A 13,285-nucleotide genomic window follows, 5' to 3' on the forward strand; every position below is an offset into this window, starting at 1 on the left:
CCGTGGGATACGCCCATGAGTACGCGACCGCGGTGATGCGGCGGGGCCGGGTCCCCATGGAGCCGGCCGACTTCGTCCCCGACTGGTCCGACCGTCCCCGCAAGGGCAAGTTCTTCCCGGGCGCCGCGTCCGTGCCGCTGCCCGACGGCGGCTGCGCCGAGGACGCGACCCTCGGCCGGGGCCTGTTCGGCAAGACCGGCACCGGAGCGTTCACGCTGCCCTTGCTCGGCGCGATGCTCCGCGACTCCTACGGTCTGACCGGGCGCCGCCTCGCCGTCCAGGCCAACACCGACCTGGGTTCCCTGCCGTTCTACTCGCACGCCAACTGGTCGCGCGGCACCGCCTCCGGCGGCGGCCTCTACCCCATCGGCGTGCACTGGATCAGCGGGGCGGGCGGGCCCCTGACACCGGGCGTCTACTACTACGACACTCCGCACCACCGCGTGACCCGGCTCCTTTCGGGTGACGTGAGCGCGGAGGTCCGCACCGCCCTCGGCGACCTGGAGGAAGCCGCCGGGACCGACCAGTTCCTCGTCCTCGGCGTGACGTTCTGGCAGAACTCCTTCAAGTACAACAGCTTCTGCTACCACGCCGTGACGATGGACATCGGCGCCCTCGTGCAGACCTGGCGCATGTGGGCCCGCGCGCACGGCCTCCACCTCGGCAGCGCCCTCTGGTTCGACGAGCCCCGGCTCGGCCGCCTGCTCGGGCTGACTCCCGACGAGGACGGCGTGTTCGCCGTCGTACCCCTGCGCTGGGACGGCACCCCTCCGGCGACACCGGCACCGCCGGCTCCCGGCGCCGTCGTCCGGCAGGTGCCCGACGAGAAGTCCCGCCGGGTGCTGTCCTTCCCGACCCTGCGCCGCATCCACGCCGCCACCCTGGACGGCGCCGCCGACCGGCCCGCCCCCGGAGTCCTGGACGGCTCCCTCGCCCTGCCCGCCACACGCGGCGACCGCGTCCCGCTGCCGGAACCTCCGCCGCTGGAGGTCCCCGTACGCAGGGCGCTGCGTGAACGCCGCAGCAGCTTCGGGCGGTTCACGTCCGTCGAGCCGCTCGACGCCGCCCGGCTCTCCGCCACGCTGCGGGCCGCGGTCGCCGCGAGCACCCTCGACAGCGACGCGGAAACACCGGGCGGCGCGCCCCTGACCCGGCTCTGCGTCTTCGTCAACCATGTCCGTGACGTGCCCGCCGGACTCTACGAGTACGACCCGGAAGCCGGCGAACTGGTGCTGCTGAAGGCGGGCGACCACGGCCCGTTCCTCCAGCGGAACTACTTCCTCGCCAACTACAACGTGGAGCAGGCGGCGGCCGTCCTGGTGCCCGTGGCCCGCACCCACGCCGTGCTGGACGCCGTCGGGGACCGTGGCTACCGCCTGGTCAACGCGGTCGTCGGCGCCGTCGCCCAGGCCGTCTACACCACCGCCTCCGCGGCGGACACCGGCTGCGGTGTCGCCCTCGGCTTCGACAGCGTCTCGTTCGAGGAGGAACTCGGGCTGGCTCAGCGGGACGAGATCCCGCTGCTGATCATGATGATCGGCCACGAACGCCCCCGCTCCGCCGACTACCGCTACGACATCGTCGCGCCGTGACCCGAAGCCGCGTCCGGCCTCGCGGTCCCGTCCCGCCCCGAAGCCCCGTCCCGCCCCCGCGCCACCGGTCGACCCGCCGGGCCCACCGCGGACGGCGGCCCACCCCGCACGACAGACGGCAGCACACCCCACACGAAAGGGGGAGGGCGTGAGCCCCACCGCCACCAGCCCGGCCCAGGACACCACCACCTCCGGTGAGTCCGCGGCCCTGCACGGTCGATTCATGCTGCGCGTCGCGGGTCTCCCGGTCGACACCGTCGTGGCCCTGCGCACCCCCGAAGCGGCCGACTGGGCCGTTCGGGCCGCCACCGAGGAGGACCGCCTCGTCGCCCTCGGCGCCGCGCTCAGCGACCCGTTGTCCGCCGTGATCGGCGCCACCGAGGACGCCGCGCTGCGCCGCCGTCTGCTGACGCTGCGCCGAAGCGTCTTCAACAACCGCCTCCCGAACGACCTCGAAGCGGCCCGCGCCCTGGCCGCCGGCATCGGCGGCGGCACCGGAGCCGACCTCGCGACCTGGCTCGACGCCCGCGTCCGCTGGGCCGGACTGCGCGCCGAGGGCGAGGCCGTCCTCGCCGCCGGGCTCGCCCGCACCCGCACCGCCCTGCGTGAACTCGCCCTGGACGACCGGCTGCGCCGCGGCCTGCTGCTCGCCTCGCCCACCCTGGAGGAACGCCTCGACGCGTTCGCCGCCGACCCCGCTCCCGTACCCGGCAAGCGGGCCCGCAAGATGGAGCGTTCGCTGCTCTCGTACGTCTACCGCACCGCCTGCAAGACCAGCCCGTTCAGCACCCTCACCGGCGTCGCCCTCGGCGGGTTCGAGACGGAGGGCGAGGACGGCACGCGGGTTGTCACCCGCGTCGGCGACGACTGGACGGGGCACTGCCGGCTCAACGTCGTCGTCCTCACCCGGCTCGCCGAACTGGTCGCCGCCGACCCCCGGCGCCGCGCCGACCTGCCGGTGGCCCTCGCCTCGGGCTGGAAGCTGGACGACGACCGGGTCCGCTACGTCCAGCGGGCCGTCACCGCGGGCGACGACAGCGCCCCGGTCAGCTTCGACGCCGCCCAGGACCGGCTCCTCTTCCTCCGCCGCCGGGGCACCCTGGACGGCATGCTCGCCCTGCTGCGGGACCACGACGGCACCCTCCGCCACGGCGACCTGGCCCGCTGGCTGGCCACGACCACCGGCGCCGGGGACGAGGCCGCCGGACACTACCTCACGGCCCTGCTCGACCTCGGCATGCTTCAACTTCCCAGCCTCGCGACGGGAGTTCACGACCGCGATCCGCTGCGCGCCTTCCAGCGGTCGCTGCGCGCGCTGGCCCGGCCGTGGGCCGACGGACTCGCCGCCCGTCTGGACGGCCCGGCCGGCATCCTCGACCGGTATCCGGAGGCGGATGTCCCCGGCCGCCGCGCCCTGCTCAGGGCGCTTCGCGCGGGGCTCCTCGCCCTCCAGGCCGACCTCGGCGCCGAACGGCCGGTGCTGCCGCAGACGTTGGTCTACGAGGACGTGTCCGCCGGCACCACCACCGCCGGCCTCTCCGAGTGGACCGCGCTCGCCGCCGCCCCGCTCCGCTCGATCGACCGGTTGCTGCCCGCCTTCGACGTGGCGCTGCCCCAACGCCTCACCCTCAAGGGCTTCTTCCTCGCCCGCTTCGGACGCGGGGGAAGGTGCGAGGACCTGCTGCGTCTGGTCCACGACTTCCACGAGGACATCTTCCGGCAGTACCTCCAGTTCACCGCCGCCAAGGACGACCGGCTCCCGGACGGCAGCCACGCCCCGGAGGAGAACTGGCTCGGCATGCCGGAGATCGACGCCGTCGACCGGGCGCGCGCGGCGCTCACCACCCGGATGCGAACCGCCTGGGACGAACTGCCGGACGACTGCGAGGAGTTCGTTCTCGGTGATGTCATCGTGGACGAGGTGGCCGAGGCACTGGGCGCCGCCGCGCCCGCCTTCCAGCCGCACAGCCACTTCCTCCAACTCGCCCGGCGCGAAGGCGATCCGCTGGTCGTGCTCAACGACTCCTTCGGCGGCCTGTGCTTCCCCTTCACGCGCTTCACCCACTGCTTCGACGGCGCGGACGGCATCGGCGAGACGGGTGACCCCGGCGAGACGGGTGACCCCGGCGAGACGGGTGATCCCGGCCCGACGGGGGACTCCGGCCCGACGGGTGACACCGGCCGGAGGGGTGACTCCGGCCGGACGTACGGCACCGGACCGGCCGATGGCACCGGCCCGACGGACGGCACCGGTCTGACGGACGGCACCGGCCCGACGGACGGCACCGGTCTGACGGACGAGCTGCGCGAGGAACTGCGTGGACTGCTGCCGCCCGGCGCGGTCTTCGCCGAGATCACCGCCGGTGCCGCCACCACCAACCTCAACCTCCACGGCCGCCTCACCGACTACGAGATCGTCTGCCCCGGTGAGCACAGCACCGCCCCGGAGGAGGCGCGCCTGCACCTCGACGACCTCTACGCCGTGCACGACGCGGACACCGACCGGCTCGCCCTGCGCTCACGCCGCCTGGACCGCGAGGTGGTCCCGCTCTACCTCGGCTACCTCGTGCCCATGGTGCTGCCCGAGATCCCCCGCACCCTGCTGCTGTTCTCGCCGACCGCCCGGTCGGTGCCGGACGTGTGGCGCGGGGTGCCGACCGGGCCCGAGGACGGGGGAGTCACCCGGCGACCCCGGGTCCGCCACCACTCCCTCGTGCTCCAGCGGCGCTCCTGGACGGCGGCCGACGGCAGCCTCCCGCTCCGCGCCCCGGACGCCACCGACGGCGAGTGGTACCTCGCCTGGCACCGCTGGCGGGTCCGGCACGGGCTGCCCGCCCGGGCCTTCGCGACCGTCCACGAGGAGACCTCCGGCGAGGGCGGCGGCTGGTTCGGCGGCTCCAAGCCCCAGTACGTCGACTTCGAGAGCCCGCTCTCCCTCACCGCCCTCGAAGGCCTCCTGGCCGGGAAGCACGCCCGCGCCGTCTTCGAGGAGATGCTGCCCGGCGAGAGCGAACTCCACGTCACCTCACCGCGCGGCCGGCACGTCGCCGAACTCGCCGTAGAGATGCTGCCCGGCCAGGCCGGCCTGCCCGGAGAGGACCGAACCCGATGACCGCACCCACCGCTTCCGCTTCCCCCGCCACCCCCGGCGGGCAGGCCGACGACGTCCCCGGCGACTGGCTCGCCGTCCACGTCTTCTACGCCGCCAGCCCCCGGCCGCTGCTTCTGCAATGCGTCAAGCCGCTGGTGGACGACCTCACCGAGGAGGGGCTGCTCGCCGGGTACTTCTTCATCAACTACTGGCTGGAAGGCCCGCATCTGCGGCTGCGGCTGCGCCCCCGGCGGGCCGCCGACGCCCCCGTCGTCCGGGAGCGGGCCCACGCCGCGCTCGACGCGTTCCTGCGGGAACGGCCCGCGCTGTACGAGGTGAAGGCGGGCTTCCTCGCCGAGCTCTACGAGACCCTGTTCACCCTGGAGTACACCGAGGACCAGCGGGCGGAGTTCCTCGGCTCCGACGGACGCATGCGGCTGCGCCCCAACAACAGCTTCGAGGACCGGCCTTACGAGCCCGAGTACGGCAAGTACGGTGGCCCCAGCGGCATCTCGCTCGCGGAGTGGCACTTCCAGCACTCCAGCGATCTGGTCGTCGAGGCGGCGCGCAGCATGAACATCCACCTGCGCACCGTGCTCCTCGGTCTCTCCGCCCAGCTGATGATGGTCATGTCCGGCACCTTCCTCCAGGACGACGAGGGGCTGCTCGCCTTCCTCGACCGCTACCACGCCTTCTGGGACCGGGCGTTCACCGGGACCAACTACACCGCGGACCAGGGCTACGACCGTGCCTACACCGCGATGGGCGCGAGCCTCCCCGAGCGTTTCCGCCGCATCCGGGACGCGGTGTCGCGGGGCGAGACCGAGCGGCTCCCCGCGTTCCTGCGGGGCTGGGCCGAGCACTGCGCCGAACTGCGCGACCGGGCCCTGGAACTGACCCTGGGCGGCGAACTCACCTTCCGGGCCTGGGACGACAGCCGCGACATCCACCCGACCGATCCCGCCCACGCGCTGCCGATGCTGCTCTCGCCGTACATGCACATGACCAACAATCGGCTGAGCATGACCATCCGTGACGAGGCCTTCCTCTCCTACGTCCTGGCCCGCGCCCTGCGCGACGAGGCGCCGGGGGACACGGGGACCGCTGGGGACGCGGAGGCCCCTGGGGACGTGGGGGAGGCGGGCGGAACGGGTGGGAACGGGCCGGGCGCCGAGCGCGCGCCGGGCGCCGTCCGGGTGCCGGGGAGCGAGGGGTGAGCACCCCCGCGTTCCTCGCCGCCCGGCCCCGGGTGCGGGGCGACATCGTGTTCGGACCGGGTCTGGTGCGTGGCACCGACCGCATCCACCTGCTGATGGACCCGCGCACCGGGCGCCGTCTGGAGGTCGGCCCCAAGGAGCACTTCATCATCGCGCGGCTCGACGGCAGCCGCAGCCTCGACGAGATCGGGCACGCGTACGCGGGCGAGTTCGGCGCGCGCCTGGGCGACGCCCAGTGGGGGCAGATGCTCCGGCTGCTGCACGGACGTGACCTCCTCGACAGCGGTCCCGCACCGGCCGCCGCACCCACCGCGCCGCCCACCGCGCCGGCGGCCCCGCATCCGCCGAGCGGCATCCTCGCCGGGCGGACCCGGCTGGTCGCCGACGCGCCCGCGCTCATGGACCGGCTGCACCGGGTCACCGCGCCCGCCCGGCGGCCCGCCGTACTGAGCGTGCTCATCGCGCTGGCCGGCGCGGTGCTCGCCGCCGTCGCCGTCCAGGCCGGCACCCTGTGGAGGCAGACCGGGGAGACGGCAGGGCAGCCCGCGCTGCTGCTCGCCGTCGGCTGCGTCCTGTGGTGCAGCCTCGCCCTCCACGAACTCGCCCACGGCCTGTTCGCACGGGTCTGGGGCGGACGTGTCACCGAGGTCGGGCTGCGCTGGATCCTCGGCGCCACCTATCTCTACTGCACGGTGGAGGACGTCCAGTTCCTCGGCAGCCGTGGCCGCAAGGTCGCCACCGCCTGTGCCGGGGTCTTCGCCAACCTGCTCTTCCTGGTGCCCTTCTACGCCGTGTGGGCGCTGCTGCCCACGCAGGCCCAGGCTCGCCCCGCGCTCGGCGCGCTGCTTCTCCTCGGGGTGGTCTCCGCCCTGGCGAATCTGCTGCCGCTGCCGCCCCTCGACGGCTACCGGGCCCTCGGCCACGCCCTCGGTGTCACCCAACTCGCCACGAGCAGCCGTGACTTCACGGGCATCGTGATCCGCGCCGCGTTCCGCAGAGGGCCGGGCCTCGCCGCGTACCCACCCCGACTGCGTGTCCTGTACGGCGGCTTCGCCCTGCTGACCGCCGTACAGAGCGCCGCGCTCCTCGCCCTGTGCGGCGCCGGGTTGCGCGTCGCCCTGCCGGACGGCCTCGCCGCCCTGGCCTGGTGGCTGCCCGTCGCACTCCTGGCCGCCGTACTGCTCCTGTGGGCCCTCGGCTCGTTCGGCCGTTCCCGGCGCACCCCGCCTCCCGCGACCGGCGGCCCCACGCCGGTGACCACACCCGACGGACGCGCGCCCATGTCCTCCGCCCGGCGCCAGGGCACCGGCGTCACACCCCCCACCGCCACGTCGGGGCACCCCGCCCCGGCTACGGGCACCGGACCGCTCCCGGACGTCCCGAGCCCACGGAACCACCCTAGGAAAGAGGCGATGAGCGCACCCGAGAGCAAGTCCGAGACCACCGAGACCGTCTCCGGCGAGTCCGCCACCGAGACGGTCCCCGGCCGGGCCGCCACCGAGACCGTCTCCGGAGGGGTCGCCACCGAGACCGTCTCCGGCCGGGCCGCCATCGAGACGGTCGTCGCCGTGGACGGCGTCACCAAGCGGTACGGGGAGGTGACGGCTCTCGACGGCGTGAGCCTCGACGTACGGCGCGGCGAGTTCTTCGGCGTCCTCGGCCCCAACGGCGCGGGCAAGACCACCCTCGTGGAGATCGTCGGGGGCATGCGCGAGGCCGACGCCGGCACCGTGACCGTGTTCGGGCAGAGCCCCTGGCCGCGCGACACCGCGCTGCTGGCCCGGATCGGCGTACAGACGCAGGCGTCGGCGTTCTTCGCCCGTCTCACCGCGCGCGAACACCTGCGCACGGTCGCCGCGCTCTACGGCATGGACCCGGCCACCGCGACTACCGCGCTGGAACGGGTCAGCCTGACCGAGAAGGCGGACGCACGCGTCGACCACCTCTCCGGCGGCCAGCGCCAGCGACTCGCCGTCGCCACCGCGCTGCTCCACGAACCCGATCTGATCTTCCTGGACGAGCCGACGGCCGCCCTCGACCCGGAGGCGCGGCGCGAACTGTGGGTCGTACTGCGCTCGTTGCGCGCGGAGGGGCGCACGATCATCTACACCACCCACTACCTGGAGGAGGCCGAGGCGCTCTGCGACCGGGTGGCGATCATCGCCGGCGGCCGGGTTGTCGCGCTGGACACGCCCCGCAACCTCATCCGCTCCCTGGCCGCCCCGACCCGCCTGCTCGTCCCCGCCGCCGGGCTCTCCACCGACGCGGCGCTCGCGCTGGCGGGCGTCGACCGGGCCACCGTCGAGGGTGACGACCTCGCCCTGGAGACGACCGTCCCCAACCGCGTCCTGCCGGCCCTCGGGGACCTCGTGGACATCGACACGGTCACCGTCCGCACCCCGACCCTCGAAGACGCCTACCTGACGCTGACCGGCACCGGATCGGAGCACCACCGTTGAGCGCCTACGCCGCACTGACCAGGGCCACCTACGTCGCGAGCGTGCGCGACAGGACGACCCTCTTCTTCACCTTCGCCTTCCCGCTCGCCTTCCTGGTCCTGTTCGGTCTGATCTTCCAGGGCCAGCACGTCGACGGCGGACTGTCCTCCATCAACTACATCGCCCCGGGCGTGCTCTCCTGGGGCGTGGGCAACGCGGCGGTCTTCTCGGTCGGGTTCGCCCTGATGCAGTGGCGCCGGGACGACCTGCTCCGCCTCATCTGGCGGACGCCGACCCCGCTGCGTACCCTGCTCGCCTCGCGCTGGACCGTGGCGCTGGGCGTCGCTCTCGTACAGACCGTGCTCTTCACCGCCATCGCCCTGCTGCCGTTCTTCGGTCTCCGGCTCGACGGGCCCTGGTGGGCGGCCGTTCCGCTGCTGGTGCTGGGAGTCACCGCCTTCCTCGCCATGGGGCTGGTCGTCGGCAGCGTCGCCGACAGCCCGGAGGCGGTCGCGGCCATCGCCAACATCGTGATGGTGCCCATGGCCTTCCTGTCCGGCTCGTTCTTCCCCGACGACCTCATGCCGGGCTGGCTGCGCACCGTCGCCAAGGTGCTGCCGCTGCACTACCTCAACGACGGGGTCACCGATGCCTTCGGCGGACGCGGAGACCTCGGTGACATCGCGGTCGACTGCGCGGGCCTCGCCGTGTTCGCCCTGGTCTTCGGACTGGTCGCCACCCGGATCTTCCGTTGGAGCAACCGGCCATGACGACCGTCACCGCCCCCGCCCCCGCGCCCACCGTCTCGCCCCTGGAGGCCGCCCGCGCGGAGCTCCAGTCCCGCCTGGCGGTCCGTGCCACGACGGCGGGACTGCCCGCACCGGCCGTCTCCCGCATCGGCGACGCCAACGTCCTCGGGCAGCCGGCCGACCGGCCCGTGCCCACGGCAACGGACACGGCCCCGCCGGACCCGCGGGCCGTGCCCACGGGAACGGACGCGCTCCAGCCGGACACGCAGGCCGCGACCAGGGGTACGACCTCGGACGGGCCCCGGCCCGTGCCCCCGCACACGGCCGTCGTCCACCTCACCGCCCAGGCCGTACTGCTCGGCCCCTGGGGCGGCGCCCCCGACGCCGGGCCCGCCTGTGGAACCTGCCTCGCCATGCGCCGTCAGCGGCTGCGCACCCGCACCGAACGCGAGGCGCTGGAGACCGGCACGGAGACCACCGCGGCCGGCCCCTGGCCCGTCCTGCCCGACCACACGGTGGACGCCGTATGGTCCCTGCACCGCCACATCACCAGCGGCGCCGCACGGCACACCACCGAGGGGGCGGACACCGCACTGCCCCGGATCACCGAACTCGACCTGGAGACACTTCAGGTGCGCACCTTCCCCCTGGTGCCCGAGCCGATGTGCCCGCACTGCCGCCCGTTCACCGAGGAGTCCGCCCGACAGGCCGCCACCGAGGCCACGTTGGGGAAGCCGGCCTCCCGCCGGAAACCGGGCGGCCCGGACGCGTACCGGCTGCGCCGCCCCGCCGACTATCCCCTGCCGGTCAAGGCCCTCGCCAACCCGGTGTGCGGGGTGCTCGGAGGAGGCACCTGGATCGACGTCACCTCGCCCACGACCGCGCCGGTCGCCGGCAGTGTCTTCATGCGCGGCTACGCCGGACTCACCGACGTCACCTGGAGCGGCCAGGCCAACTCCTACGCGAGCAGCCGCGACCTGGCGTTCCTGGAGGGTCTGGAACGGTACGCGGGCACCCACCGCCGCCACCGTGCCCCGGTCGTCACCGCCTCCCTCGACGAACTCGGCGACCGGGCCCTCGACCCGCGCGTGTGCGGACTCTACGGACCGCGCACCTACGCGCAGGACCCGATGGTCGAACCCTTCGACCCGGCCCGGCCCCTGCCGTGGGTCACCGGATGGTCACTGCGCGAGGACCGGCCGGTGCTGGTGCCGGCCCGGCTCGTCTACTACAGCGCCGGCACCCGCGAGGACAACTTCGTCTTCGAGTGCTCCAACGGCTGTGCCACCGGCGGGTCATGGGAAGAGGCCGCGTTCTTCGGCCTCCTCGAACTCGTCGAGCGGGACGCCTTCCTGCTCGGCTGGTACGGCGGCCTGCCCCTGCCGGAGATCGACCTGGCCTCGGTAGGCGGTCCGAAGGTACGCGCGATGGTGGCGCGGGCCGCGCTCCAGGGCTACGACGTCCATGTCTTCGACAACCGCGTGGACCTGCCGGTGCCCGTCGTCACCGGCCTCGCCGTCCGCAGCGACGAAGGACCGGGAACACTGGCGTTCGCGGCCGGAGCCTCCTTCGACCCGGAGACGGCCGTCGAGTCCGCCGTCTCCGAGATCCTCACCTACATCCCGCACCTGCCCGGCCAGGTCGCCGAAAGGCCCGCCGAACTCGCCGCGATGACGGAGGACTTCGACCTCGTCAGGCGACTGCCCGACCACGCGGCGCTGTTCGGACTGCCCGCGATGCGCCGGCACGCCGCGAACTATCTCGCGCCGCCCCGTGTCGGCTCCCTCACCGGGCTGTTCGCCGGCTGGGAGGAGCGCGGGCCGCGCACCGGGGACCTCCGCGACGACCTGCTGCTCCTGCGCGACCTCCTGGCGGGAGCCGGCTGCGACGTCATCGCCGTCGACCAGACCACACCGGAACAGCGCCGGATGGGACTGCGCACGGTGGCCACCCTCGCCCCCGGACTGCTGCCGATCGACTTCGGCTGGCTGCGGCAGCGCGCCCTCGACATGCCGCGCCTGCGGACCGCGCCCCACCGCGCCGGTCTGGTCCCGGCGCCGCTGCGGGAGGAGGACCTGCGGCGGGTGCCGCACCCGTTCCCGTGACCGCCGAAGTCCGCCCGGGGCGGGCCGGGTTCGGCATGAGCCGTGCGGGCGGGTGACAGGAGGAGAGCACCGCACCCTACTGGGCGCGGACGTGGACGGTCCCCGGCGCGCGGGCGCGCGCCGGGGACCGTCGACCGCGACGCGGACGTCAGGCGGTGCAGGAGGTGGTGCTGGTGGTGCTGGAGCAGGTGCTGGTGGAGGAGCAGCTCGTCGAGGAGCCGAGCATGACCTCACTGGCGTCCGAGTAGTCGGTGATCTCGAAGGTCTCCGACTCCAGGTCCAGGATCTCCTGGGCGAGGGAGGCGAGGGTGTTGTCAGCCATGGTGTCTCCTTGTGAGTCCGGGGACCAACCGCCGACCGGGACAGCCCCGGCCGGCGACGCGCTGAACCTGCCAGGGGCCAAGACCTCCGGCTCCACCTTTCTACGCGGCGCCGGCGTCAGCGCCCTGGCTCACCGCTGTCACCCCGCTGACACCCTCGCCCCCGTACGTCCCGGCGGCTCCACCGGCGTTCCGACAGCACCCGCGCCACCAACTACGGCCCAAAGCGGCTGACTTCGCCGAAGCGGTCCCGTCGGCGGGCACTTCGCCGCACCGGCCCGCCGTCGACCGCCAACTCCCCACCCCAGAAACCCACTCCACGCGCCCTCCACCCGCTCCGTAAGCCCCTCCGCCCCGGCCCGCATCCGAGGAGTCCCGCCCGTGAACAGCGACCACGACCGACCCGGCACCCTCACGGGCACGGGTGCCCCTTCCGGGCATGCCCTGCCCGGCCTGAACACCCTGCTGCCCGCCACCACCGAGCTGTACCTCGACCTGCACCGGCATCCCGAGCTCTCCGGCGCCGAACGCCGTACCGCCGCCCGGTTCGCGGACCGACTGGAGGCGGACGGCTTCCGCGTGCTGCGCGGCCTCGGCGGCCACGGCGTCGCGGCCGAACTCGCCAACGGCGAGGGCCCGGCCGTCCTCCTGCGGGCCGAACTCGACGCCCTGCCCGTGGCCGAGCGGACCGGTGCCGCCTACGCGAGCACCGTGACCGCCGCCGGACCGGACGGGCGGCCCGTCCCCGTGATGCACGCCTGCGGCCATGACGCCCACCTGGCCTGCGCGGCGGCCGCCGCGCGCTGGTTCGCCGCACGGCGCGACAGCTGGCGCGGCACGCTTCTCGTCGTCGGCCAGCCCGCCGAGGAGACCCTCAGTGGTGCCAGAGCCATGCTGGAGGACGGTCTGTACGACCGGATCACCCCGCCCGACGTGGTCCTCGCGCAGCACACGGCAGCCTTTCCCGCGGGCATGGTGGCCCACGCCGACGGCCCGGTACTGGCCGGCAGTCTGACGCTGGAACTTCGCTTCGAGGGCGACGGCGGCCACGCCGCCACCCCGCATCTCAGCGCCGACCCGCTGCTCGCCGCGGCCGGTGTGGTGACGCGGCTCCCCGTCGTCGCGGCCCGTGAGGCCGATCCCGCGGAGCGGCTGGTCGTCACCGCCTCCTCGCTGCGGACGACGGACGCGGGGCACACCGGCAACGTGATCGCCGCGCAGGCCGTGCTGCGCGTCACGGTCCGTGCCTTCTCCGAGGCGGCCCTGGACCGTGCCGCCTCGGCCGTGGAGCGGGTGGCCCGTGCCGAGGCGGGTGCCGCGGCGCTGCCACCGCGGGTCACCGTCACGCAGACGTCCCGCTCCGGGGTCACGCTCGCCACCCCGGACGTCACCGCCGCCGTCCGCTCCGCCCACGTGGCCGCCTTCGGCGCCGCCCGCGTCACCGGCTGGCCCGCGACCTCGGCCACCGAGGACTTCCCGCTCCTGACCGGCGCGGGCGCCCATCTCCACGGGCGCCCCGGCATCCGGGGCGGCTACTGGATGCTGGGCACCGTCGGCCCCGCGCAGTGGGCGGCCGCCCCCGGCACCGGGGCCGCCGAGAAGCTCCGTGCCCTGCCAGGCAACCACTCGCCCCACTACCTGCCGAGCGTCCGCCTCACCCTGGAGACGGGGACGACCGCGCTCGTGACGGCCGGCCTGGCCCGGCTGGCCGGCCCGGCCCGGTGACCGGTCGGGGCGAGCCGGGCGACGGCGAACGGTCGAGGTGCCGGCGCG

General features: G+C 74.3%; 8 protein-coding genes. 7 read left to right on the top strand and 1 reads right to left on the bottom strand.

What is annotated here, in order from left to right; genetic code table 11:
• Positions 1–2 precede the first annotated feature (2 nt).
• From GFH48_RS34320 to GFH48_RS34345, 6 genes are all read left to right on the top strand, one after another.
• The gene (locus GFH48_RS34320) at positions 3–1,592 is read left to right on the top strand and encodes a nitroreductase family protein (RefSeq protein ID WP_194280752.1); all 1,590 of its coding nucleotides are present in this window, start codon (positions 3–5) and stop codon (positions 1,590–1,592) included.
• A gap of 148 nt (positions 1,593–1,740) precedes the next feature.
• Complete coding sequence (locus tag GFH48_RS34325) at positions 1,741–4,704, top strand: lantibiotic dehydratase (protein WP_153291966.1); 2,964 nt, start codon at positions 1,741–1,743, stop codon at positions 4,702–4,704.
• Positions 4,701–5,900, top strand: coding sequence for a lantibiotic dehydratase C-terminal domain-containing protein (locus tag GFH48_RS34330; RefSeq protein ID WP_153291967.1), 1,200 nt, complete (start codon positions 4,701–4,703; stop codon positions 5,898–5,900). The genes GFH48_RS34325 and GFH48_RS34330 overlap by 4 nt, the downstream gene beginning before the upstream one ends.
• Positions 5,897–8,359: an ATP-binding cassette domain-containing protein gene (locus GFH48_RS40200; RefSeq protein ID WP_407698680.1), complete on the top strand. Its 2,463-nt coding sequence runs from the start codon at positions 5,897–5,899 to the stop codon at positions 8,357–8,359. The genes GFH48_RS34330 and GFH48_RS40200 overlap by 4 nt, the downstream gene beginning before the upstream one ends.
• Complete coding sequence (locus GFH48_RS34340) at positions 8,356–9,108, top strand: ABC transporter permease (RefSeq protein ID WP_153291968.1); 753 nt, start codon at positions 8,356–8,358, stop codon at positions 9,106–9,108. The genes GFH48_RS40200 and GFH48_RS34340 overlap by 4 nt, the downstream gene beginning before the upstream one ends.
• On the top strand, positions 9,105–11,192 hold the full coding sequence (locus tag GFH48_RS34345) for a TOMM precursor leader peptide-binding protein (RefSeq protein WP_153291969.1): 2,088 nt from the start codon (positions 9,105–9,107) through the stop codon (positions 11,190–11,192). The genes GFH48_RS34340 and GFH48_RS34345 overlap by 4 nt, the downstream gene beginning before the upstream one ends.
• A gap of 148 nt (positions 11,193–11,340) precedes the next feature.
• On the opposite strand, the gene GFH48_RS34350 is transcribed toward GFH48_RS34345, so the two are convergent.
• Entirely contained in the window at positions 11,341–11,514 is a 174-nt protein-coding gene (locus GFH48_RS34350) for a thiazolylpeptide-type bacteriocin (protein ID WP_031179489.1), read from the bottom strand.
• Between the two features lie 379 nt (positions 11,515–11,893).
• On the opposite strand from GFH48_RS34350, the gene GFH48_RS34355 reads away from it, so the two are divergent.
• Entirely contained in the window at positions 11,894–13,237 is a 1,344-nt protein-coding gene (locus GFH48_RS34355; protein ID WP_228121087.1) for an amidohydrolase, read from the top strand.
• The last annotated feature ends 48 nt before the right edge of the window (positions 13,238–13,285 follow it).

It is taken from the genome of Streptomyces fagopyri (genome assembly GCF_009498275.1).
In the GTDB taxonomy this organism is placed as follows: domain Bacteria; phylum Actinomycetota; class Actinomycetes; order Streptomycetales; family Streptomycetaceae; genus Streptomyces; species Streptomyces fagopyri.